The following is a 25,405-nucleotide window of genomic DNA, read 5'->3' on the forward strand; positions in this document are numbered from 1 at the left end:
AGAAGAAGCGCCTCCTCGACATGCGTCGAAGAGGCGCTTTGCTGCATATTCGTGCTCAGTCGCGATTATGGGTACACGACATCAGCGTTTACTTTCTCCCACGATTCGAATTCATCCTTGTTGCGGTGGTAGTCATGGTAGTTCGTCGCTTCCATCACATCGGAATAGTACCAATCCGTAGGGGCGATATCCGGCCATTTCTTCGCGTCTTTGTGGACATCATCGTTGTGCACTTTTCGGTTCAGTACGCTGTTGATGAACGCCATTGCTTCGACACGAGTGATGTACTGATTTGGCTTGAACTTGCCATCTGGATAACCCTTAATCCAGCCTTTGTTGGCTGCCGATACAATGTATTTCTCTGCCCAATGACCGCTGATATCGGAGAACAGTGTATTCGTCTGCTCATTCAGCTTATCGAATCTGGAAGCAATTGCGGCGAACTCTGCTCTCGTAATCGGTTTTTCTGGCAGGAAAGTGCCATCTGGGTACCCAGTGATAATCCCTGCATTCTCCATCGTGGAGATGTGTCTGTTCGACCAGCGCTTTTCGGCTACATCCTTGTAAGAGTTGGTGCCCCTCAAGAAGTTGGCTCGTGTAGTGTTCTCCATTAAGCGGTAGAAGATAGCAGCCACTTCTTCGCGGCTGATCAGTTTTTTCGGCTTGATTTCCCCATCCGGATATCCATTGATGTAATTGTAATGATATTGCGTTTCTAACTTCGGCACCGGTGGCAATGGTGGAACTGGTGGCAATGGCTTGGAGCTTGGATAATAGGAGGTACTGCTGCCGCCACTGCTGCTGCCTCCGCCACTTGAGTTTTGCGTGTAATAGAAGATGTACTCTTGTCCTTCCTTATCGGTGAAGGTGTAAGTGTCAGTGGATTTCACAGGTGTGTACCCCGATATGGACAGTGCCGTAAGTTCGACCTTCTCCCCGGCTTTACCGCTCTTCGTCGTTGGATTTACGAGCTGCTTGCCTGTTCCTTGCTCCACATATTTAATCGTTACTTGCTGATCAGGCTTGCTGATTGGATTCTTGATGTAGAGGATCGTGAACGTCTGTGAAGCATCCGCAGTGAAGACATAGTTGTAAGTAGACTGTTCTGGATTATATACAGCGTCTGTCACTGTGATCGGTGTTGGCTTCAGTGTGATGTGCTCTCCGGCTTTGCCTTTCAACGAAGTTGGTTCTGCTACCGGTGCAAGAGTCTCCTTATCCAGATGCTGTACCGTCAGCAGCAATGCCTCTACAGGATCGCCCTTTTTGTAGTAAATCGTGTACTGTTGTTCTGGAGTTCCGTCAATCGTAATGTCATGGTTGAATTTTAAAGGCTGATAAACAGCGTCTGCTACGGAGATTGGCTCAGCTGTTACATGAACAACTTCGCCAGACTTGCCGCTGACCGTAGTAGGTTCCTGCAGCACTGCGTCAGTGCCTTCTTCAAGGTGATGAACAGTTACGAAATAGGTTGGCAGCTCTTTCTTGCTGTAGGTGAAGGTATAGGATTGTTCCTCTTGGTCTGTAATGGTGTATTCATGCTGATAGGAGTCAGGAACGTAAACTACGCCATCAATCGTAATATCTTCTGCTTTAAGTGTAACCGTTTCTCCGATCTTGCCGCTTGTTGAAGTAGATTCCTTCAGAACCGCACCAGTAGCCGCCTCTTTATAGTGGACGTGAACAGTACGTTCTACAGGAGCATTCTTGGTGTAGAAGAAGGTATGCTCTTGGTTAGCCTCAGCCGTGAACGTGTACTTTACTTCTGGATTGACTGGAGTGTAGCCTGTGACTTCTAGTGCAGTCAGTGTTATTGATTCTCCAGTTTTGCCGTCTTTCGAAGAATCTTTTGCGATAGGAAGCTCGGTATCTTGGTCAATGTAGTGGATGGTTACTTTTTGTGGATTCGCGGTGTAGAAGAATTTGTACGTGTCGTTTTTATCTGTGAATGTGTAAAGCTCTCTTTCTACCTCAGGCGTATAGCCAGGAATCTTCTTGGCTTCCAACCCAAGCTTCGTACCGGTAGGCCGGTTATAAGTTTCGGAATCTGCAAGTGCTTCTTTGGTTTCTTTACTCAAATACTCCACTGTCAGTGTCTGTTTGCTTGGCGTATACCAGAATGTGTATACATTGTCCTCGGCCTTGAACGTATAGCTATCTTCAGCTTTGTCAGCTGTAAAGCCTGGAATGTTTAGTGACTTCAACGTTATCGTCTGGCCAGTGACACCTTGTTCAGATGTTGGGGCAGCGATTTCTCTTTGCGTAACGTTGCTGACATGCTTGATAATTACTTTTTGAGTGTTTGCTTTGTAGAAGAAGGTAACCACGTTATCCGAAGCTTTTACGGTATAGGCTACTTCTTCCTTCTCAGGCGTGTAACCCGGAATGTCGATAGCTTTTAACGTAATGGACTCTCCAACTTTGCCTGTGCGAGAAGTGTCGTCGTCAGCGATGGATTTGCCCGTATCCTTATCGACGAACTTGATGGTGATAGGGAGATCCGTCTTCTTGTAGAAGAAGGTAACGACGTTGTCCGCAGCTTTGACGGTATAGGTTACTTCTTCCTTCTCAGGCGTGTAACCCGGAATGTCGATAGCTTTTAACGTAATGGACTCTCCAACTTTGCCTGTGCGAGAAGTGTCGTCGTCAGCGATGGATTTGCCGGTATCCTTATCGACGAACTTGATGGTAATAGGGAGATCCGCCTTTTTGTAGAAGAAGGTAACCACATTATCCGCAGCTTTTACAGTATAGGTTACTTCCACCTTCTCAGGCGTGTATCCCGGGATGTCGATAGCTTTCAACGTAACAGACTCGCCAATTTTACCTGAATGAGAAGTGTCATCGTTAGCGATGGATTTGCCGGTATCCTTATCGACGAACTTGATAGTAATAGGGAGATCCGCCTTTTTGTAGAAGAAGGTAACCACGTTGTCCGCAGCTTTGATGGTATAGGTTATTTCCGTCTTCTCAGGCATGTAACCCGGAATGTCGATAGCTTTCAACGTAATGGACTCGCCAATTTTACCAGAGCGAGAAGTGTCATCGTTAGCGATGGACTTGCCGGTATCCTTATCAACGAACTTGATAGTGATAGGGAGATCCGCCTTTTTGTAGAAGAAGGTAACCACATTATCCGCAGCTTTGACAGTATAGGTTACTTCTTCCTTCTCAGGCGTGTAGCCTGGGATGTCGATAGCTTTCAACGTAACAGGCTCGCCAATCTTACCTGAGCGAGAAGTGTCATCGTTAGCGATGGACTTGCCGGTATCCTTATCGACGAACTTGATGGTAATAGGGAGTGCTGTCTTCTTGTAGAAGAAGGTATACTCGTTGTCCTTGGCCTTAAATGTGTATTGAACTTCGGCGTTCTCAGGCGTATATCCTGGGATGTCGAGCGCCTTCAACGTAATTGTCTGTCCGTTGGTACCGGAGAGCGAAGTATCGTCGTCAGCAATGGATGTGCCAGAGTCCTTATCTACATACTTAATCGTTAACTTTTGTGGAGCTAGCGCATATCCGAACCAAATGGTTTTATTAGGCTCCTGAATCGTTAACGTTTCTTCAGTAGGGTCAGTACCCTTTTTCAATACATAGTTATCAAGCTTCGGAGCAGGAACCTTATATTTCGGCCCTATGTCCAGCGCATCCTTGCCGTTGATGGTGAAAGACCCACTGTACAACTGCTCTGCAAGATCCACACGTTCGACAACCTTGCCGTCTGCGTTAATAGGCTCGCCTTGATCATTTACCCTGTAGCCTTTCACAAGAATGGAGCCTTTGCCGAAGCTGACTTGCGGCACTTCAAAATCTTTTGTTGTACGCTGTCTATTCACATCTGTGTATTCCATGGTAGTTCGTCCGTTTGTCGGGTAATTGACATCGGCACTTGGATTTTTGGAAGAGTCCATTTTGATGGTATATGTCAGGGTTGCTGGACTTCCCTCTACGATGTTGCCAACGTCCCATACAAACGTTTCTGAAGTTGCATCCCATTTCACCGTGCCTTGAGATGCTGTATAGTCTTGCTTTTCAACAGGTGCATTACCTTTGAAAATAAGGTTAAACATTTCACCCATCGGATCCTTGACTATAGCATTTTCAGCCGCGTAAGAAATTTTCCCTGCCAGTTCAGAGAAGACCTTCTCCAGCTCTGCGCTGTCAGACGGGTAATAGTTGTTTGCTGAAGCGCTGTTCTTTAATACATATACAGCGTTAGCATCACTGCCGACCTCGAGCCCGATCGAATAAATGGTGATTCCTGCATCCTTGGATGTTTTGGCTTGAGATATCGTAGGAATTCCATTGTCCTTAACCGTATAGTTATCTATCTTGTATCGATCTCCGAACAAGCCAGAGGATAATTCATAGCTGTTGCCAGAACCGATAGTCTTGGTGTAGTCAAAGTTGGAAAGTACAAAGTTATACTTGTTGTCGGGCCATGAATAAGGAGCGGCCTTTTTTGCAGGAGAACTGAACGTTGGCGCACCGTCGCTAAGCAGCACAATAAATTTATTTTTAGCTGAACTCTTTGTAGTTAGTAACTGATGTGCTGTGTTGAGAGCGCCTTGTATGTTTGTCCCTCCGGAAGCCGAGATACCCTTAATATTGTTCAGGAGCTTTTGTTTGTCATTCTGGCCAAGAAATCCGGATGATGTGTCCTCTGCGCTGGTGCTAAACGTGACAAGAGCAATTCTTGTTTTGACGTTGGACAAAAGCAGTGTGTTTACAAATTTATCCGCTGCTTTTTTGGCATTGTCTAACCGTTTGTAGTTTTTCATACTGTCTGACTTGTCTAAGACAAGTACGACATCGGTATCACCGGCTTCAACGTTCTTTCCTTCGGCGGTCAGAGTAATCTGCCACTCTCCTGGCGTCCCGGTAGGCTTCGCTGTCTTGCTTAATTTCACAGCACCTGGCTCTGGCCAAATTGGATCTCGTGCGGCTGCATCTGCACTTTGCAGTGTGTGAGGAATAAACCCGAAGAACACGGCAAATACGCACAGCCATGTTACGGCCAACTTTACTCTACGTTTCATTCAATTCGCCACCTCATTTTTTCATTTTATTCCTCCCCTACCGAAGTGAGTCCATGCCTCCTCATTCTTATTTATATAGCTCAACGGACAGTTAATTCCGCCAGAACTTCACATAAATAAAAAAAGTCCAGCTGCAAGTAACAGAATTGTTAGTTGCAGCCGGACTATCATAGGTCGTAGGACCGTTAGACTCCGAAGCTTTGCGGCCTAATCTTTCGATTAGTGTGCCCTATGTGATTGATCAATCATAACACCTCTTATCCAAGCGAAGATGACTGTAATCATAGGCATAGGGAACTATCAAGCTCAATATAGGTTACGAGGAACAATTTGTCAATGATAAGAAAATACTAGTTTGTATACATACTACAAGTATTAACCTACTAGAGTTGATTCATACCTGATAATCCATCTATATGCCTCCAACTTAATAACTATTCATCGCTATCAGAAGGAAATAACGGATTGAAACGCTCCAATGCCCGTACGATAATGAGTAGAGCAGATAATCTAGCAATCGGCTTCAGGAATACCAAGGTGTGTCGAGTGAGACTGAATGAAGAGCAAATAGAGCTTAAGATTTTTGTAAGGATTGAGTAAGGAATTAGAGAGGAATGCCTCATACAATAAAGTCACCGGGAAGCACGCATTGAGCGGGAGGAGATACTGGCATGACGTATTTATTACGTACACATCATTTGACGAAGACGTTCCTAGACAAAGAGGTTGTCTCGAATGTGAATATGAACATCCGTCAAGGAGAGATATATGGATTTTTGGGTCCGAATGGGGCCGGTAAGACAACAATTATGAAAATGATTACGAACTTAATTAAGCCTTCGATGGGCCAAATTGAAGTATTCGGGGAAGCGCTAGCCCCTAAGTCGTATCATCTGCTGGCTCGGATGGGGACAATTATCGAATATCCTGTATTTTATGACAAGCTGTCGGCACGAGAGAATATGGAGCTGCACTGCGAGTACATGGGGTATCACAACATGAAGGCCATAGATGAAGCATTGGAGCTGGTGAAGCTCAACCATGTGGGTAATAAAGCAGTTAAGGATTTCTCGCTTGGAATGAAACAGCGGCTAGGGATCGCCAGAGCGATCGCAACGAAGCCGGAGCTGCTTCTGTTGGATGAACCTATTAATGGGCTGGATCCGATAGGGATTAAGGAGATACGCGATTTGCTTCTCATGCTGAGCAAACAATATGGTACAACGATATTGATATCAAGTCATCTGCTGGGTGAAATTGAGCTTGTTGCAGATACGATTGGTGTCATTAATAAGGGTCGATTAATTGCAGAAGTGTCTATGGATGAGGTTCGTATGAAAAATAGCGAATATATTGAGATTGTGACGAATGATTGCACGCGAGCTGCGTTCCTGCTCGAAGATAAACTAGGCATACACAATCTACGAGTCATGGACGAGCGCATAATTCGAGTATATGATCCGAATATCCAGCAGGGAGTGCTGACGAAGGAACTGGTCATGAACGATATTTTAATAGAATCGATCCATAAGAAAAACAGCTCTTTAGAGGAATACTTCTTATCTTTGTTGGATGGAGGCGATCATGTTGCGTAATTTGATAGCTTTGGAGCTTCGGAAGCATCACATAGGAGGGTATATTCGAAACGCGATTATTGCAAATGTTGTCGCGATCGCCATTTTATTCTTAATGTTATACAGTCCTAACATGATGGAAGAAGTTGTTTTCGCGGATTACACTGCCCTTTTTGTGGGTGTGGATTCATTTGTACGAATGATCTTTATCGTCTTTGCAGCAGTATTGATATCTCGGTTCATTATTGATGAATATAAATCAAAGACAATAAACATCCTATTTATGTATCCAATAAGTCGGAAAAAGATCCTCCTCAGCAAGTTGGCCATTATCGCCATCTTCACATTTAGCAATATTATTGTGTCTGAAATTGTGCTCAACGCGATCTTGTTGACAGCAAATGCATTTGTACCCATTATACAAGAGCCCCTGACTTTGTCGATAATTGGGGGAGGGGCATTGAAGTTGATCATGAATGCAATTGCTGCAAGCATTATGAGCCTCATTCCGCTGTATTTCGGCATGAAAAAAAATTCGACACCGACGACGATCATGTCTTCCTTGCTCATTGTTTCCATCGTGTGCTCGAATAATGGGGGAGTCTCGCTGAATTCAATCATTATCGTTCCGATCATCTTGGCACTGATCGGTGCATTCTTAATGTACATGACAATAAAGAAGGTTGAGCACGTAGATGTGGTTAATTAGTTGAATACGCTGACGTTGTCTGAGCCTGAGAAGACTTGGACAACGGGAAATTAAAACAAATTAAAAAACAGGAATTGCTATTTGGGTAACCATGTGGTAAGATGACTATATTCAAATTTGACCTGATTCACATATTGCAGAGGGTTATTTTGAAGCTAGAATAACCTTGTCCAATATGTGAATTTTATTTATTTATGTAAATAAGAGGTCATGTAAATTTTAGGAGGTATTTGTTCATGCAAACAGGTACAGTTAAATGGTTCAACGCAGAAAAAGGTTTCGGTTTCATCGAAGTTGAAGGCGGCAACGATGTATTCGTACACTTCTCCGCAATCACTGGCGACGGCTTCAAAACGTTGGACGAAGGCCAACGCGTTGAGTTCAACGTAGTTGAAGGCAACCGTGGACCACAAGCTGAGAACGTTGTAAAGCTGTAAGACACGAAATTACAATGCCCCAGACCTAAGGTTTGGGGCATTTATTAATTTTATGCGGCAGGGATGCCGTATGAATAGCAAAGAGCCGTCCTCAGGGGCGGCTCTTTGTGTTTCTGCTTCGCTTTTGTTATATTCGCAGCCACGCCATTTATTTGTCGATCTTTTTTGTTGTAGAGGCAGTATAGCGGGGATGAAGTATGTTATGCTATTGTTCGAAGCGAGCTTATGGCGGCTTCCTCTCGTATGACAATGGCAATCATATTGAGCCATTTCGGACAGATAAATATAGAGGCTGGTGGATACGTACAACATGGAACTATCCGAGATAACTTCTTATTTTACCGAAGAGCATTTGAAGGCGTTGTTGGAGCAATTCCGTTCCTTCGGGCCGCTGCCGGGCATATTACTGACGTTCATGAAGTCCTTTATCCCGCCGCTGCCTACCCTCGTTATTGTAGGTGTGAATGCTGCAGTATATGGGTTGTGGCTCGGATTTCTCTATTCATGGATTGGAATCGTGAGCGGCTGCATGCTGACGTTCCTCATTGTGCGCAAGGCAGCAGGCCACCCGTTGCTCGCTCGCTGGGCTGAGAAGCCGAAGGTGAAGAAGAGCATGCTGTGGGTGCGTCATAATGCATTCAGTTATGTCTTCTTGCTTAGTATTTTCCCAGTAGGTCCCTTCGTTCTTATTAATATGGTCGCGGCTGTTGCGCGCATGCGAATCCGCTCCTTCTTCATTGCGATTCTCTTTGGCAAGGCGCTCATGGTATTCTCCGTATCCTATATTGGTCACGATATACAACGATTTATTGATCATCCGCTGCAACTTATTTTTGTCGTCCTATTTATAGGCCTGTCTCTGTTGATTAGCAAAAAAATTGAAGCACGCTTCACGCGGCATACTTCTGATGAAGAAGAGCACACAGACACTGCCTTAGAACAGCATAAGCAGTCAGTGTAGAACGGCGATTAGGGTCTCGGCTGGAGTTGCTCCCTTCTGTCTAATCCCCGTCGCAGCTGCATGTGAATGATGATCCCCGGATAACTCCGGGGATTTTTATTTGCGACCATCTGGCGTGAACCGTAGAGCCTGTATTATGTCATGAAGTGAAGGTGCCTTTTGCTTTGTTTACAATTTCCGTAATACGTGACTCGTGCTGCTCCAGCTTCTTTTTGGACTGATCGATTTGACGAATTAGGGAGACGAGGGATGTTAGCGACTGAAGTGAACTTTTGGCGTCTCCCTTCTTAATTGCTTGATTGAGCGATGACCATAGTGGCGTAGTGCGTTTCTGTAACTCACTAACCGTGCTTCGTTCTGATTTCATTTGGGCATTCACGGTATTGATGCCTGCCAGAATATCACGTACGCGTTTTACGAATTTCGATTTGCTCTCACGTGCCTTCTTTACTGCTTCTACCTTTGTTTTAATGTCCATTCTTGCTAATTGCACTGCGGCCTTCACAATATCGCGCTGCTTGCGCAGCATTTCTTTTTTGTCGTCTTTTTTGGAGCCCATGCGGGATAGCTGATCGTTCAGGAGCTGGTATGAAGCGAATAGCGGTTCGTAGCGTTGTCTTGTTTGCTTTAGGGAGGCTTCCAGTTTATTAATCTTGTCGGTATCCCAGTGTTGAAGCTTACTGCGTACATTAGTCAGGTTTTCTTTGTTTTTGGCTTGCATCTGCTTCAGGGTGCTGTCTCGCTGCAGGCTCTGATTTTGCAAGGAAATGAGCTCGCTGTACATGGAGTCTATGGAGCTGGCTTGGGTTAGGGTAGCGGATTCAGCTATCTTGGTCAATGCGTTCTTCGCTGTGGGGGATAATTCCTTGTTTGCTGCATGCGATACAGCGGATAGCAATGGCTGTAGAAGTAACACGGCGAGCAGCACTGCTGAGACTTGCCAACCTCTCTGTTTCATTTGTAAACCTCCTCTTGGTCGTTAACTTCAGGACAACAAAAAACCCGCAAGAAGGGCATGATTGCCCATTCCTACGGGTGCTTCCGTCGCAAGAAATTACGATATATTATTTACATGTAAAATATAACCAATTGAATAGCATCTTGTCAAGGTAATCTGGTTATCTGTTCGGACGAGAAGAGTACCATAGATGCATGTTGCAATAATGTAAGTAAATTCGAGTGGATTGTCATATTAATCAATAGGTACTGTGAATGGCTCGTTGTATACTGGATACTATAGAAAACAGTGAATGCATGAAGAGTTTAAAGTCACCCTACCCTTAGGAGGAATGAAATGATGATCGTAACGACAACACCATCGATTCAAGGCAGAGAAATTGTAGAATATATAGATATTGTAACGGGAGAGACAATCATGGGAGCCAACGTCGTAAGGGACTTCCTTGCCTCTGTGCGTGATGTAGTAGGCGGCCGCTCTGGTGCATATGAGAGCAAATTGAAGGAAGCGCGTGTCATTGCGATGGAAGAAATGAAGGATGCGGCAAGACGACTTGGCGCCAACGCAATTGTCGGCATTGACGTGGATTATGAAGTGGTGCGAGAAGGCATGTTGATGGTTGCAGTAAGCGGTACGGCAGTCGTTGTTCGTTAGTACAAGCGCTAGAACATAATAAGAATAAATAAGAGGTCTGTGTCTCATTGTGAGCGCACAGACCTTTCGCTGTAAAAAAATGCGGCCAGCCTCAGTCCATAGACGGATGAAGCCAGCCGCGGACGTCGAAGCTGAGCGATTCTACTTCGTGTGGGCATAATTGGTGTTGTTCGTTAGTGTAGGGAGCATACGCGACGATTCAACCATTGTAGACTGGCAGATCGGGCAAATGGGGGTGTCGTCGAATGTGAAGTTCTCCCGCATCCAACAGGAGCAGCCGTCCTGACTGCATTGCCAGATGGATGTTTGCTCCTCGGGGACTGGCTCGGGTTGTTTTTTTGCATAGTACATGGTAGAACCCTCCTTTTATTTGTGCGCGCTGATGAGATGGGATAAATAAAAGCGCGGGCTGAATGAAAAGAACTGCCCCTATGGACAGCCCTTCTATTCACGGTTGACTCGGCAAGTTCCAAGTATGTCTGCAAGCGCAGTCGGTACAGTGAAAACGAATGTTATGCAGCTCACGAGCGTTTTCGCAAGTTGCCGCTCTTCTATTATGTGAGGCAACTTCGAAAAATATGCGAAATTTTCTAATTTCTCATGATGTTGTAAATAAGTGAAGGAGGTCATGTCGATGGATTCCATTCCCGATCATCTTGCACCGCATCTGCGTATTGTGTTCGTTGGCTTTAATCCCAGCTTGAGATCAGGAGCGACGGGGCATCATTATGCGAATCCACGCAATCGATTCTGGCAGATCATTTATCGAGCAGGTCTGACTCCAAGGTTGTTCCGGGCAGAGGAAGATGGCGATCTGATTGAATTAGGCTATGGGTTTACGAATATTGTAGCCCGTCCGACTAGAGAGGCTGCGGAGATAACGGCAGAGGAGTATGCGGAAGGGCGACAGCTGCTTCGTCAGAAAATTGAGATGTATAAGCCGAGGGCTGTATGCTTTGTTGGTAAGGGTGTGTATGAGAAGTACAGTGGGCGTGCGGGCATCAATTGGGGAGTACAGGCAGATCCGGTTGTAGAGGGCGTATATGAGTTCGTCGCCCCTTCATCGAGTGGACTTGTCCGTATGAAGCTGGATGAGATTGTAAGCATCTATGCAAAACTAACAGAGGCACTTGATTTCGGTGGCAAATGATTGGGCTTATATTTCATGCAGGGGACTAACAGGGAGTAAAAGCGAGCATTATTACAAGCGAACCGTTCTGTTTCATGAAGATGATGCTTCTTGCGGTCAGATGCGGCAGGAAGAGGGAACACCACATTTTTCTAACAAGAGTCTACTCCTTATACTTAAATAGGCTTAAATTGTGCACGTACAACAAGCGAGGAGTGACTTCTGTTTGAGTTACGAACAAATGTTAGATAGACGAAATGAACTGTTAAAGCGGAATATCCAGCAATACATTGCACAGGACAATCAGCACGGACTGAATTCACAAGAGCAATACTTGATGAATCATATGATTAAGGAGCTTCATCAGAACATGCATGATCTGCATGCTAGCCATAAATAAGGCAGTATGTAGGACTGTTGATGATATACGGGAATCGGGAAGAGAGCGTCTGCGTGAGCAGATGCTTTTTTTGCGCAGGTTACGTACGGTTGAGGGGGTTGTCTGCTGCTTGAATCCGATTCAGCTCTGTGGTAGACTACTGTCACAAAATAAGTAGTCGGCTAAATAAATGAATGGGAGTTTATAGGCAATGGAAGATACGTATTTGGATTCGTTAGAGGTGTTGCTGTCACAGGTTGTGCGGGCATACAACAATGAAATGATGAAGAAGGTGCAGGATGTGGGCATCCATCCTGGGCAGCTGCCAATGCTGTTTCTGCTTAGTGATCAAGATGGGCGGAGCCAGAAGGAATTAGTGGAGAAGGCGAAGATTAAGCCAGCAACAGTTACGGTGATGCTGAATCGTTTGGAGAAAGCGGGGCTCATCGAACGCCGAGCGGATGAGGAGGACTTGCGGGTATCCCGCGTATATTTGCTGCCAAGAGGCAAGGAGGCCGTAGGGCATGTGCAGAAGGCGGTGAAGGAAGTGGAACAGCAATGTTTCAAAGGATTCCGCGAGGAGGAGAAAATCCTGCTGCGTCGTTTCTTGCTGCATATGCATCACAATCTGTCTGCTCATGATGAAGAGGGGTTAGGCGAATAGAATAGAGACCGCTGTTGGCTGCTGAAGGAGTTTTCTACAATAAGCTCCGAGCTACCCCTACTGCAGTTTGTATCATTAGTTGCCAAACTAACGTGAAAGGTGCGCTGTATTCATGAAACAGTTATTTGCTTATATCTTGCCTTATCGAAAAGCGGCTTTATGCGCGATGCTCCTCATGCTCGTTGAGGTCATATGTGATCTGATGCAGCCGACGCTGATGTCCCATATTGTAGACTATGGTGTAGTGAATCGGGATATGGGATATATCGCAAGAACAGGGCTCATGATGGTCGGCATCGCTTTTGTCGGTATTGCGGGTGGAATGGGATGCGTTTATTTTGCGAGTATTGCTTCACAGCATGTTGGCGCAGATATCCGCTTAGCCATGTTCAAGAACATTCAGACCTTTTCCTTCGACAAGTTGGATCAATTCCATACTTCCTCTCTGATTACGCGCTTAACGAATGATGTCGTACAGGTGCAGAACGTCGTGCTGATGATGCTGCGCATGATGACTCGCTTTCCGCTATTGTTCATGGGTGGGATCGCGATGGCGTTCGCGCTGAATGCGCAGATGGCCCTTATATTTGTTGTAACGGTTCCATTGTTGTTCGGGGCACTTATTCTTATTTTCCGCAAAGGTATTCCTCTATTCAAAAACGTCCAAACCAAACTCGATCGATTAAATGGTGTAGTGCGCGAAAATTTAGCAGGCATACGTGTTATAAAAGCATTCGTTCGCTCTTCGTATGAGCAGGAACGGTTTGAGAAGAGGAACGCTGACTTGTCAGAAGTAACGGTGAAGGCTGCTCGAATTATGGCGCTTATGATGCCTGTTATGATGCTGGTTATGAATTTCAGTATTGTAGCTGTTCTATGGTTCGGTGGAATCAAGGTGGACGGCGGCAGTATGCAGGTGGGAGAAGTCATCGCCTTTACGAACTATATGATGCAAATTCTGTTTGCGCTTATGATGGTGGGGATGATGCTTATGATGCTGTCTCGGGCTAAGGTGTCTGCAGACCGAATATCTGAAGTGTTAAATACACAGACGGATATTTCAGATATCGCTGCTGTTCGTAACGTTGGACTGGAAGTGGATCATGGGTCAGAGCATGCAATGGAACATCTAACAGAACATGAATCAGAACTAGCAACGGATTCAGCGGAGCACACCACAGCTTATTCTAAGGCACATGGCCAGCTTGTCTTCGATCAAGTTTCTTTCAGCTATACAGGTGGAGGAGGGCAGCCTGTCCTGAAGCGGATTTCTTTCACGGCGATGCCAGGGGAGCGGATTGCGATTCTTGGCTCCACCGGTGCAGGCAAATCAACACTGGTGAACTTAATTCCACGATTTTATGATGTAACAGAAGGACATATTCTGCTGGGTGGGACAGATGTTCGGCATATCCCACTGCGCAAGCTGCGGCAGCGGGTTGGTATGGTGCTTCAGGAATCGATCCTGTTCTCCGGGACAATTCGGGATAATATTCGCTGGGGGAATGCAGCAGCTTCCGATCAGGAAGTGCAGGCAGCTGCTGAAGCTGCACAAGCGGCTGAGTTCATTCAGAAGCTGCCAGAAGGTTACGATACGATGATTGGACAACGAGGCGTCAATCTGTCCGGTGGGCAGAAGCAACGCCTGTCCATTGCGCGAGCGTTGTTGAAGCGGCCGTCCATACTTATTCTGGATGACAGTACAAGTGCAGTGGATACAGGTACGGAGGCTCGCATGCAGAAGGCGTTTCGAGAGCAGTTGGAGGGCACGACCTGCCTCATAGTAGCCCAGCGAATCAGTTCCGTGCTGGACGCGGATCGCATCATGGTGCTTGATGACGGATGTGTGGTTGGCATAGGTACCCATGCAGAGCTGCTGGATAGCTGTGAAGTGTATCAGGATATTTATCGTTCCCAAGTCGGAGAGGAGGCGGTCTAGCGTGTCAGAGCAGAATTCCCGTATAGGACGGGAGCAAGAACGCAGTTCCGCTGACCATTCTGTCAAAATGATGGGCCACAAAGGGCCTGGATCAGGGGGCATGCACCTTATGGGCCCTCCTAAGAGGGCTAAGCAATCCAAGGCGACTATCATTCGACTGTGGCAGTATTTGCGTGCGGAACGCATGCCGCTGCTGGGAGTCTTCCTGCTTGTCGTCGCCAGCTCCGTGTGTGCGCTGATTGGTCCTTATTTGATCGGCAAGTCTATTGACAGTCTAGGCATCGACTCAGGGACAACCGACTTCGCCTTGCTCGGATCACTTGTGTCTTGGCTGCTTATTGTGTATGCCCTAGGTGCATTAACCTCATGGATGCACACATATATGATGGCAAGCATCTCGCAGCGAACCGTTCAGGCGATTCGCAAGGATGTGTTCGTCAAGGTGCAGACACTTCCGCTCAAGTTCTTTGATGAGCGGCCGCGCGGAGATGTGATGAGTCGCCTGACCAATGATGTCGAGAATATCAACAACTCTCTGTCACAGAGTACGATTCAGATTTTCACCAGTGTCATAACGGTAACTGGCGCTATCGGCATGATGATTGCACTAAGTCCTGTACTGACATTGATTAGCTTAATTGTCGTACCGCTGGGGCTGTTTGTGACCCGCAGCATAGCGAAGCGAACGCGTCGATTTTTTACGGATCAACAGCGTGAGCTAGGAGAAATGAATGGATATATTGAAGAGATGATTTCAGGTCAGCGGGTCATCAAGGCATTTGGCCGCGAGGAAGAAGCAATTGCAGCGTTTGAGAAGAAGAATATTCAGCTGAGACATGTGGGTATCCACGCACAAGCCTTCTCTGGCTTCGTTCCTCCTCTCATGAATGCGATTAACAATATTAGCTTCGCATTAGTTGCGGCGGTTGGCGGCTATATGGCAGTTCAAGGCGTCATTACGATTGGAATTATTACAGCATTTCTCAATTATTCGAAGCAGTTTGCTCGTCCGATTAACGAATTGGCAAACCAATATAACATGTTGCAGGCAGCGATTGCTGGCGCAGAGCGTATTTTTGAGATCATGGATGAACAGCCGGAGTATGCTGATCAGCAGACGACATTGCCATTAGAAGGCATGAAGGGGGAGGTTGTCTTCCAAGATGTATCCTTCGGATATAAGCCGGATGTGCCGGTGTTGAAGGAGGTTATGCTAACTGCACGACCCGGTCAGACAATTGCACTTGTTGGTCCAACCGGGTCTGGGAAGACAACGGTCGTGAACTTGCTCATGCGCTTCTATGATGTTGATCAAGGCTCAATCCTTATTGATGGGCAAGATATTAGAGACATGGACAAGGAGGAGCTGCGTACCTCGATTGGCATGGTGCTGCAGGATACCTATTTGTTTGCCGGAACGGTTAGGGACAATATTCGTTATGGAAGATTAGAAGCAACGGATGAAGAGGTGGAGCAGGCCGCCAGACTTGCCAATGCACATTCGTTTATCGTGCGTTTATCTGACGGATATGACGCTGTGCTGACGGAAGACGGAAGCAACCTGAGTCAAGGGCAGCGTCAGCTGCTGACGATTGCACGGGCTATCTTGGCGAACCCAGCTATTCTCATATTGGATGAAGCGACGAGCAGTATTGATACGAGAACAGAGATGCATATTCAGAAGGCGCTTCAGACCTTGATGAAGGGACGTACGAGCTTCGTTATCGCTCATCGGTTAAGCACGATTCGAGAGGCAGATCAAATTCTCGTTATCGAGCAAGGTCGTATTATCGAGCGTGGAACCCATGCAGAATTGCTGAAGCGGGAAGGGTTCTACTATCGATTGTATACGAACCCCCTTATTCAGGAAGTATCCTGATGCCAGTGATATCGAATGTATGACAGCAAATGAAAACTAATGTGAGTTATGGAAGAAAGGTTGGCAAATACAGTACAGATAGTGAAGATAGCTTAATCATTTGGGAGAGCTTCCTGATCCATCCAGGAGGCTCTTGTTTGTATACATATATTATGGAAAATCGATTCGTCTATCTTTGGTAGCAGGTTGATCAAGGGCTCTAAGGATGTTACGATCATACTTCCGAATCCATGCGAGGTGTGCGTAATGAGCAAGGTTCAAGATAAAGAAGAGGTGAGAAAGGTATGTTTACACATAGATTTGCACCCTATCAATATACAGGGTGGGGATCAGCAGCCCAACTGCTGTCCGAAGTGGAGCGTCACGCACCGAAGCGGATATTGTGCGTGACGAGCAAGTCGGTATTTCGCAACGGTACGGTGGAGCGTGTACTTCAGCCGCTTCGTGAGGCAGGCTATGATATTGATATCTATACGGATACGATGCCGGAGCCGCCGCTTGCGGCAGGAGAGGCACTCGTTCGCTATACACGTGAAGGTAAGTTCGATCTTGTCATTGGCTTAGGCGGGGGAAGTGCGTTGGATTTGGCTAAGCTTGCGGCAGTTCTATCGCAGCATGAGGGAGCAGTTGCGGATTATTTGAATTTGAGCGGGACTCGTCCATTATCTGTACGCGGCCTGCCGAAGATTCTAATCCCGACGACATCAGGCACAGGCTCGGAAGTAACGGATATATCCGTGCTGTCATTGGAGACAACCAAGGACGTTGTTGCTCATGATTACTTGCTGGCTGATGCGGCGATTATTGATCCAGAACTCACCGTGAGTGTACCACCGAGAGTCACTGCAGCATCGGGCATGGATGCATTAACCCATGCAATCGAGGCTTATGTATCTGTACATGCAAGTCCGACAACGGATGGGGTGGCGCTGCATGCAATTCGCTTAATTAGCCGTTCGCTCGTTCGGGCGGTGAAGGATGGAACGAACAAGGAAGCACGGACTGAAATGAGCTATGGCAGCTATTTGGCTGGCCTCGCCTTCTTCAACGCGGGCGTGGGCGGTGTTCATGCGCTTGCTTATCCGCTCGGGGGACAATTCCATTTATCGCATGGCGAGTCCAATGCAGTTCTGCTGCCGTATGTGATGAATTATATTCGTGGTGCCTGTATGACGCGTCTTCGCCATATCGCAGAGGCAATGGGCGCGGATGTTCGTGAATTGTCCGATGCAGAGGCGTCCTGCCTTGCCATTGAGCGGATGAAGCAGTTGATCGAAGAAACGGGAATCCCGCAGACGTTGGATGCCTTCGAGATCCCTCGTGACGCACTGGAGTCACTTGTACAGGACGGCATACAGCAAAGGCGACTTCTTGCGCGCAGTCCTCTGCTGCTAACAGAAGATGATATTCGTCGTGTGTATCTGTCTGCCTTCGAAGGTGTGCTGGCCGAGGCGGCGCCGCTTCAGCAGAACCATGATTCGTAGGTAATTCATATTGGAATCTATAGGGTCTGCTTGGGAAGCTCTCGCATATTGCGGGGGCTGCGCAAGCAGGCCTTTTTGCGATGTGCTCTTGCGATGCACTTTTGTAATGTACTTTGGCTGCCTTTATTTCCGTTGTGAGGAACGTGCATGTACGCAACAGGCTGGACGTGTATAATAAAGATGATATGTTTACCAGGAATGGACACTAACTATTCTCAAGATGGAACACGACCGGATACAGGGGGAGAGGGCATGACGATGAAGCGAATCGTAGATGTTGCAGCGCAATTGGGCATTCCGCAAGAAGATGTAGAGCAGTACGGGAAGTACAAGGCTAAGCTTGGACAAGATGTATGGAATCGCGTAGCCGATCGGCCGAACGGGAAGCTCATTCTCGTAACAGCAATGAATCCTACACCGGCTGGTGAAGGGAAGACATTGACGACGATTGGATTGACCCAAGGTCTGAATCGAGTTGGACATAAGGCAGTTGCGGCATTGCGGGAGCCTTCGCTTGGCCCTTGCATGGGAATGAAGGGCGGCGCCACGGGAAGCGGCAAGGCGCAGCTCGTGCCGGCTGAGGATATTAACTTGCATTTTACCGGTGACATTCACGCGGTGTCATCTGCACATAGTGTGCTTGCGGCATTGTTAGATAACCATATCCATCAAGGGAACGCTCTGCGTATACACCCTTCCCGAATCATATGGAAGCGGGCGGTCGATATGAATGATCGTGCCCTTAGAAGTATTGTCGTAGGTCTTGGAGATGGCAATGGCGTTGTTCGTGAGGATGGATTCATGATTACAACTGCCTCAGAAGTTATGGCGGTTCTATGTCTGGCGGAAGATATGGATGATCTGCGCAGTCGCCTAGGACGCATTGTAGTGGCATTCAACGAAGAGGATGAGCCAGTTACCGCTGCGGACTTGAATGCAGTTGAAGCGATGTGTGCATTGCTCAAGGATGCCATTCATCCGAATCTGGTGCAAACAGGCGAAGGGGATCCAGTGCTGGTGCATGGTGGCCCGTTTGCGAATATTGCGCACGGCTGCAGCAGTGTTCGTGCTACTCGCCTCGCGTTGAAGCTGGCAGATTATGTAGTAACGGAAGCGGGCTTCGGCGCTGATCTTGGTGCGGAGAAATTCATGGATATTAAGTGCCGCCAGACAGGCTTGTTCCCGTCGGCAGCCGTGTTGGTCGTTACGGTGAAGGCAATGAAATATAACGGTGGCGTATCCAAGCAGGAGCTGGCCAGCGAAAATGTGGCGGCGGTTCGTGCTGGCTTCGTGAACGTACAGCGTCATATTGAAAATATAAAGCAGTTCGGCGTGCCTCTGGTTGTCGCTGTGAATCGATTCGCGACAGATTCGCCTGCTGAGCTGGATGCGGTTATCGAATTGTGCACACAATCGGGAGTGCGCGCGATCCTGTCTGAGGCATGGGAGAATGGTGGCGAAGGATGCCGCGCATTGGCGCAGTATGTTGCCGAATTGGCCGATTCTTCTGATGCCGAATCGCAATTCCAGCTGCTGTACCCGGATGAGTACTCCATTGAGGAGAAGATTGAAGACGTCGTTACGCGTATATATCGCGGGGCAGGTGTACATTATCAGCCTGCGGCGAAGCGGGCTCTGCGCAAGCTGGAGCAGCTTGGAGCAAGTCGCCTGCCTGTATGCATGGCGAAGACGCCATATTCCTTCTCCGATCGAGCAGGCCTGCTTGGCGCACCAGAGGCGTTCACCGTTGAAGTGAAGGATGTTCGTTTATCTGCTGGAGCTGGATTTGTCGTGGTGCACACGGGGCAAGTGCTTACAATGCCGGGAATGCCGGCACGGCCTGCTGCTGAACGCATCCATGTGGACGCAAATGGGTCTATTTCGGGATTGAGCTAGGTTGGATGGGAACGAACCTGTGCATGTTCTCCTCTATTTATAGGAGAAGGTAAATGGAGATAATTATTGTAGGAATCGTATTGAGCTCTCTTTCGTGAAGGGATATGATGGAGATAGGTTCAAGAAAGGGATGAACGTATATGGCGATAGCTGAGATTACAGTAATTCCAGTCGGCACAGGCTCTACAAGTTTGAGCAGTTACGTGGCGGGAATGCAGAAGGCGCTGGAGAGTGTTGAGGGCATCACCTATGAGCTAACTGCGATGGGAACCATTATTGAGGGGCCATTGGATCGATTGCTCGCAGCGGTGCAGGCACTTCATGAAAGTCCATTCGAGGCAGGAGCACAGCGAGTGTCAACTGTGTTAAAAATCGATGACCGCAGAGACAAGCCGTCCTCGGTTGCTCAGAAACTGCAGTCCGTACGAGAGAAGCTGCAGGACTGATAGGCAAATCGTTCAAATAGAGATAAGAACAACACCCGGTAGGTAAGCGGATTTCGCTTCTTTACCGGGTGTTTGTGTGTAAATGGGAATGGAGCCTTCTTGTTATTGTCACTGCTCCTCGCTCTCTACCATGTGCAGTACATTAATGGTCTCTTTTGCATCAGTGGCAATGTCTGTAATGATACCGTCAGCTCCAAGGGTATAGAAACGCTCTACACTCTCTGTATCATTGACCGTCCAGACGTAAATGGGCTTGCCGCTCATTTTCGCTGAACGAATGAGTCTTGGCCGGGCAAATGATTCTTCGACAACGAAGAAATCTGCTTCGAAGCGATTAAGCGGAGCGAAGGTGGCGAATATGACATACCCGACCGTCAGATCCGGTGCTGCCTTCTTCACCTTCTGAACCAGTTCGTAATCTAGGCTTTGCACAATAATTTGTTGTTCAGCCTTATGTTTGCGTATCGTGTCGACGAAGGTAGAGACCAAGTTCTTCTCATGACCATGTGTCTTGAGTTCCACGTTGAGCTTGATTTTCCCTCTCGTTCGCTCGAGTACCTCGTCGAGGGAGGGCACGAAGTCACGGAACTCCCCTGCGCGCAGCGGAATTTGCTGCAACTGAGCGAGTGTAAGATCGAACACATTCACATTTTTGCCGGATAACCGCTTCAAGTTCTCATCATGGATAACTGCCAGCTTGCCATCCTTCGTCTGAAGAATGTCAAGCTCGATATAGTCAGCCCCTGTTCGAATGGCGCCTTCGAAGGCACCCATTGTATTTTCCACACCGGCAGTCACATCGCCGCGATGAGCCATGATGATGAATTTATCATTAGCCTCTCCCCAATCGGTCAATAAGGTCGTTGCTCCCCAGCCGATGGCGATAAGAATAAGAAGTCCGAATGTCGCCAGTGCAGGGCGGTAACGCCGCACAAGTGAACGCTGCATGTCGCGACCTTCCCAGACAGTGGCATCGACTCCATCTTTATCAAGGTTCACCTGGTCTTGGCCTTGGTATCGCACATAGAGCAGTGTAATGACGGTAATGAACAATGGTGTCATAACTAGCGTTGCAATATACAGGCCTAGGCTGAGTGTGATGCCGAGCGTAATAGCTATGGCAGCCCCTTCGCTATCTACATCAGGAAGCAGAAGTCCAACCAGGATGAGAATACAGATCAGGAGAATGAATAGGAGTAAGAAGATAATGACCCATTCAATCACGGCTCTAACTAATGACCACTTGCTGCGCCAGAACAATCGGCCGCTCTCGCGGACAGCATTCCAAAATTGATTCTTGCCTTCCAATACCATAATCGGCAGGGCATAAATGCAAATCAAATTGAGAATAAGAACGACCAGCGCGACAATGACTAGGACGATGGTTCCGATACTGGTCTTCATTAACTCGCCGGTAATAAAGTTCGGTATCGCAACGCTTGGCAGCAGTGATCCTCCAATACCAGCATCAAGCAGTGGGAACAACAGCAGCAAATAAAGAGCCAGACCAAATATCCCGATGCGCCATAAGCCTGGCAAGCGAGAGATGGCTTTGAACAACACAGGCCTAATTCGTGCGCGCTTCTTTTGAATACCGTAATAGGCAATATAGACGAGAGCAGCAAATTCCGTGTAAATGAGCATCATGGCAATGGGGGCCATGAGCAGCAGGCTGATCAGGCCGTATCTGCTGAACACGAAGCGGAGCAGATCGTGATTCGCGGCCGCATTGAAGCCCCCGACATCTAGTATTTTGTTGAAAAGTATCGATAGAAGCGGGATGAATACGCCAATCGTCAGTAGTTTGTAAACCAATTCAAATAGAAGAAAAGGACGGTGAGCATATTTCCACACCCCTATAATATCCCTTGTCATTCGAAAAGGAATGAATCGGGAACGGCGCTTATTGGTACGCTTAGCATTCATGATTTATGTTTTCCTTTTGTGTCAGTATCGTGCTACACGTTACATTATAGACCATGATCCCATTCTTACCAACAAGACAAGACGGCTGAATAAGGGAGCGCAGGCGGTTAGAAAAATATAGTTGATAGTGTATGTGGAAAGAATATACTCAATTCATGAAAATGGTTTTTATGTGTCCAATATACAGAATCAGCCCTCTCGTGCTTCCGACTGGAAGTGGAGAGGGCTGAACTTATGTTGAAGGGTAAGGATATATTTGACCTTTAGCGCTTGGAATGGATTATACCCAACCTCTTGCACGCATAGCTTCTGTAACGCGTTGAAGTGAAATCATGAAGGCTGCTGTACGAAGATCTGTAGCGTATTCTTTTGCCAGATCACGAACGGCATTATACGATTTCACCATGTTCACTTGGAGCTTCTCCAGAACTTCTTCTTCGCTCCAGTAGTAGTTCATCAGGTTTTGTACCCACTCGAAGTAGGATACGGTAACACCGCCGGCATTTGCCAAGATGTCAGGAATAACAATCGTTCCGTTCTTGTTCAGGATTGCGTCCGCTTCAGGAGTTGTAGGTCCGTTTGCTGCTTCCGCAATGATGCGTGCTTTGACGCGTGGAGCGTTTTCCTGTGTAATGACATTTTCCAATGCTGCCGGGATCAAGATATCTACATCCAGCTCAAGCAGCTGCTCGTTGCTGATATGGTAGCTTGCGCCGTAATCGAGGATCGTTGCTTCGTCCTTCAACTGCTCTACACGATCCAGATCAAGACCGTCTGCATCATAGATACCGCCACGGGAATCGCTGACTGCCACTACTGTTGCACCGAGGTCTGTGAGCAGGCGAGCTGCAATACGTCCAGCATTACCGAACCCTTGAACGGCTACCTTTGCGTTCTCCATCGGAAGTTTAATGTCTTCCAATGCAGATTGGATTGCATATACACAACCTTGAGCAGTCGCTGCGTTCCGTCCAAGGGAACCACCGATGATGATTGGCTTGCCTGTAATAACGCCTGGCGAGTTGTGTCCACGTAAGCGGCTGTATGTGTCCATCATCCAACCCATAATTTGAGGTGTTGTATATACGTCTGGAGCTGGAATATCGCGCTCTGGTCCTACGATGTCAGCAATTGCCTCCATGAATGCGCGGCTGAGACGCTCAAGCTCGCCTTTGCTGAGTGTGCGTGGGTCCACGATAACGCCGCCCTTGCCGCCGCCGTATGGCAAGCCAACAACACCACACTTGAATGTCATCCACATGGAGAGTGCTTTAACTTCGTCAAGTGTTACATCCGGATGGAAGCGAATGCCGCCCTTTGTTGGTCCTACTGCATCGTTATGCTGCGAGCGATAGCCTTCGAAGATACGAATAGAGCCGTCGTCCATTCGAACTGGGAAGTTTACGGAAAGAACACGCTTTGGTCTCTTCAGTAATTCGGTGACATGCTCGGGCAATTGCAATTTAGCTGCAGCTGCATCAATTTGCTTCTTAACGATTTCGTATGGGTTAAGTACTTCTGTTTGTTCGCGTTGTATGGTTTCCATGGGATTACACCTAACCTCTCTGCAATATAGGAACACTTTTCACACATTATACTGACAATGTGCGCTTTTTGAAATACGATTTGTCGCAAAAACGCCCACATCCGTAAAAGAAGATTTTACACAGGGTGATAAATTTTATTACATTAATATAATCTTTTATGGCCATAAAACCTTTTTATAGAAAAATTTTAACAATTTGAAGTGGCTGGTATGTATTTCAAGAGAGGACATTTTTCGCGCTCTATACGGGCGTATTTCAAATAAATATGATAATAACTAGGGGATTGTGCTTGGGGTGTCATCGGAAAATGTCTATATGAAGAGGACAGGCTATAAGGTGCTTAAAAGTTACGTTGGTTAATTAAACCATATTATGATGGGTTCGATCCGCCAAAATAGGATTGGATAATGGAAGTGGTACAAATTTGTGATTGTTCGTCTTTTGGATAAATTACGTGGTTTCGGATAAAAAAGGAGATGCCTGCTCGTCTGATTATTTCCGATCCGACGAAGAGGCACCCAATAAATGTATAAAAACGAGGATAGAGACCAAGGTTTACGCTTTACGATACATGTTCAGTAGTGGGAAACGAGCCAATGTACTTGGCATCGGGACGGTAGATGACATTGTCTTTCGCCTGTTCGATCATATGGGAGGTCCAGCCGACGGTACGGCTTGCCGAGAAGGTTGGTGTGAACAACTCACTAGGCAAGCCAATTGCACGCATAATGGCAGCTGCATAAAATTCGACGTTCGCATACAGCTTGCGCCCAGGCTTATATTCAGCGAGCAGTCGTACAGCAGTATCCTCGACGAACTGAGCCAAATCGAGCCAATGGTCACTTTCCTCCATCTGCGCAATGCGCATTTTCAATGCTTCTGCTCTTGGATCGCGTGTCCGATATATACGGTGCCCGAAGCCCATTAACAGACTACGATTCTCCAACTGTTCACGCAGCCAGTCTTCCGCTCGATCAGCCGTACCGATCGCCTCCAGCATTTCCGTTACACCTGAAGGAGCACCGCCATGAAGCTGCCCCTTCATCGCCCCAAGCGCCCCTGTCAAAGCGGAAACCATATCCGACTCTGTGGATGTGATAACGCGAGCGGTGAAGGTGGAAGCGTTCAGTCCATGTTCCATCGTAAGGATCATATATGTTTCCAACGCGCTGGCATGGATATCGGTCGGAACCTCACCTGTCAGTAAATATAGATAATGGGCTGCATGGCCTAGAGATTCGTTACTCGGTATCGATTCCCATATAGGCAGCCCTTGCTGCTTGCGATACAAGTTCGCGATGATAGCAGGCATCATCGCCGTTAACGCCATCGCTTGTTCAATGTGTGGAGCCCCTTCGTATACAGTTGTTCCTAGTACAGAGACTGCGGTGCGCAGCTGGCTCATCAAGTTCATGTCTGAAGGAAGCTGGTTCAAGCAATGGATGACAGGCTCAGGCAGCTGTCTGCAGCGCACCCAGGCCGCTTTGAAGGATTGCAATTCTGCTAAGCTCGGCAGTGTGCCGTACCAGAGTAGGTAAGCAACCTCCTCGAAGGAATGCCGAATGGCAAGTTCTTTAGCATCATATCCGCGATAAAGCAATATACCGACACTGCCGTCAATGAAGCTCAATTCGGTTTCTGCTGCAACAACACCTTTTAACCCCTTGTCAACCATCATTTCCCTCCTCCTTTAATATGTATTATTATATACATGGTGTTTGATTAAAAATATTGAAACGTTTTTATTGATTTAATAGGGAATCATAATCAATAAGGAGCCGATG

Annotated in this window: 19 protein-coding genes and 1 riboswitch; of the genes, 13 read left to right on the plus strand and 6 right to left on the minus strand. The window is 47.2% G+C overall.

Features of this window, described 5'->3' with window-relative positions:
* Positions 1–65: 65 nt before the first annotated feature.
* On the minus strand, positions 66–5,039 hold the full coding sequence (locus RQP50_RS17760; RefSeq protein WP_315746244.1) for a MucBP domain-containing protein: 4,974 nt from the start codon (positions 5,037–5,039) through the stop codon (positions 66–68).
* 151 nt (positions 5,040–5,190) lie between these two features.
* Positions 5,191–5,278: riboswitch (cyclic di-GMP riboswitch) on the minus strand.
* Between the two features lie 432 nt (positions 5,279–5,710).
* On the opposite strand from RQP50_RS17760, the gene RQP50_RS17765 reads away from it, so the two are divergent.
* From RQP50_RS17765 to RQP50_RS17780, 4 genes are all read left to right on the plus strand, one after another.
* On the plus strand, positions 5,711–6,634 hold the full coding sequence (locus RQP50_RS17765; RefSeq protein WP_315746245.1) for an ABC transporter ATP-binding protein: 924 nt from the start codon (positions 5,711–5,713) through the stop codon (positions 6,632–6,634).
* Positions 6,624–7,322 (plus strand): ABC transporter permease, encoded by a 699-nt coding sequence (locus RQP50_RS17770; RefSeq protein ID WP_315746246.1) that lies wholly within the window; start codon positions 6,624–6,626, stop codon positions 7,320–7,322. The genes RQP50_RS17765 and RQP50_RS17770 overlap by 11 nt, the downstream gene beginning before the upstream one ends.
* A 236-nt stretch (positions 7,323–7,558) precedes the next feature.
* Positions 7,559–7,759, plus strand: a complete 201-nt coding sequence (locus RQP50_RS17775) for a cold-shock protein (protein ID WP_005543633.1) — start codon at positions 7,559–7,561, stop codon at positions 7,757–7,759.
* Between the two features lie 310 nt (positions 7,760–8,069).
* Positions 8,070–8,720, plus strand: a complete 651-nt coding sequence (locus RQP50_RS17780) for a TVP38/TMEM64 family protein (protein WP_072730236.1) — start codon at positions 8,070–8,072, stop codon at positions 8,718–8,720.
* A 139-nt stretch (positions 8,721–8,859) separates the two neighbouring features.
* Here RQP50_RS17780 and RQP50_RS17785 read toward each other — a convergent pair whose 3' ends face one another.
* Positions 8,860–9,678: a hypothetical protein gene (locus RQP50_RS17785; protein ID WP_315746247.1), complete on the minus strand. Its 819-nt coding sequence runs from the start codon at positions 9,676–9,678 to the stop codon at positions 8,860–8,862.
* A gap of 339 nt (positions 9,679–10,017) precedes the next feature.
* Between RQP50_RS17785 and RQP50_RS17790 the strand changes: the two genes are divergently transcribed.
* The gene (locus RQP50_RS17790) at positions 10,018–10,332 is read left to right on the plus strand and encodes a YbjQ family protein (RefSeq protein WP_021255722.1); all 315 of its coding nucleotides are present in this window, start codon (positions 10,018–10,020) and stop codon (positions 10,330–10,332) included.
* 141 nt (positions 10,333–10,473) lie between these two features.
* On the opposite strand, the gene RQP50_RS17795 is transcribed toward RQP50_RS17790, so the two are convergent.
* Positions 10,474–10,683 carry a cold-shock protein gene (locus tag RQP50_RS17795; RefSeq protein WP_021255723.1) on the minus strand — a complete coding sequence of 70 codons (210 nt, stop codon included), beginning with the start codon at positions 10,681–10,683 and terminating at the stop codon, positions 10,474–10,476.
* A gap of 283 nt (positions 10,684–10,966) precedes the next feature.
* On the opposite strand from RQP50_RS17795, the gene mug reads away from it, so the two are divergent.
* The 8 genes from mug (at position 10,967) to RQP50_RS17835 (ending at position 20,148) form a co-directional block, all read left to right on the plus strand.
* Positions 10,967–11,482 (plus strand): G/U mismatch-specific DNA glycosylase, encoded by a 516-nt coding sequence (gene mug / locus RQP50_RS17800; protein ID WP_315746248.1) that lies wholly within the window; start codon positions 10,967–10,969, stop codon positions 11,480–11,482.
* 205 nt (positions 11,483–11,687) lie between these two features.
* Positions 11,688–11,861 carry a hypothetical protein gene (locus RQP50_RS17805; RefSeq protein ID WP_005543625.1) on the plus strand — a complete coding sequence of 58 codons (174 nt, stop codon included), beginning with the start codon at positions 11,688–11,690 and terminating at the stop codon, positions 11,859–11,861.
* Positions 11,862–12,051: 190 nt separating this feature from the next.
* Positions 12,052–12,504, plus strand: a complete 453-nt coding sequence (locus tag RQP50_RS17810) for a MarR family winged helix-turn-helix transcriptional regulator (protein ID WP_315746249.1) — start codon at positions 12,052–12,054, stop codon at positions 12,502–12,504.
* Between the two features lie 112 nt (positions 12,505–12,616).
* Positions 12,617–14,443: an ABC transporter ATP-binding protein gene (locus RQP50_RS17815; protein ID WP_315746250.1), complete on the plus strand. Its 1,827-nt coding sequence runs from the start codon at positions 12,617–12,619 to the stop codon at positions 14,441–14,443.
* Positions 14,444–14,510: 67 nt separating this feature from the next.
* On the plus strand, positions 14,511–16,322 hold the full coding sequence (locus RQP50_RS17820; RefSeq protein WP_394358415.1) for an ABC transporter ATP-binding protein: 1,812 nt from the start codon (positions 14,511–14,513) through the stop codon (positions 16,320–16,322).
* 284 nt (positions 16,323–16,606) lie between these two features.
* Positions 16,607–17,806, plus strand: coding sequence for an iron-containing alcohol dehydrogenase (locus RQP50_RS17825; protein ID WP_315746251.1), 1,200 nt, complete (start codon positions 16,607–16,609; stop codon positions 17,804–17,806).
* Between the two features lie 258 nt (positions 17,807–18,064).
* Positions 18,065–19,702 carry a formate--tetrahydrofolate ligase gene (locus RQP50_RS17830; RefSeq protein WP_072730321.1) on the plus strand — a complete coding sequence of 546 codons (1,638 nt, stop codon included), beginning with the start codon at positions 18,065–18,067 and terminating at the stop codon, positions 19,700–19,702.
* A 140-nt stretch (positions 19,703–19,842) separates the two neighbouring features.
* Positions 19,843–20,148, plus strand: a complete 306-nt coding sequence (locus RQP50_RS17835) for an MTH1187 family thiamine-binding protein (protein ID WP_021255730.1) — start codon at positions 19,843–19,845, stop codon at positions 20,146–20,148.
* A 108-nt stretch (positions 20,149–20,256) separates the two neighbouring features.
* Here RQP50_RS17835 and RQP50_RS17840 read toward each other — a convergent pair whose 3' ends face one another.
* The 3 genes from RQP50_RS17840 to RQP50_RS17850 form a co-directional block, all read right to left on the minus strand.
* A complete protein-coding gene (locus tag RQP50_RS17840) occupies positions 20,257–22,074 on the minus strand; it encodes a glycerophosphodiester phosphodiesterase (protein ID WP_315746252.1) in 1,818 nt (605 codons plus the stop codon).
* 280 nt (positions 22,075–22,354) lie between these two features.
* The gene (locus RQP50_RS17845; RefSeq protein WP_072730229.1) at positions 22,355–23,620 is read right to left on the minus strand and encodes a Glu/Leu/Phe/Val family dehydrogenase; all 1,266 of its coding nucleotides are present in this window, start codon (positions 23,618–23,620) and stop codon (positions 22,355–22,357) included.
* Positions 23,621–24,183: 563 nt separating this feature from the next.
* Complete coding sequence (locus RQP50_RS17850) at positions 24,184–25,296, minus strand: citrate synthase/methylcitrate synthase (RefSeq protein ID WP_315746434.1); 1,113 nt, start codon at positions 25,294–25,296, stop codon at positions 24,184–24,186.
* Positions 25,297–25,405 lie beyond the last annotated feature (109 nt).

Source organism: Paenibacillus suaedae, assembly GCF_032337355.1.
GTDB lineage: Bacteria > Bacillota > Bacilli > Paenibacillales > Paenibacillaceae > Paenibacillus_B > Paenibacillus_B suaedae.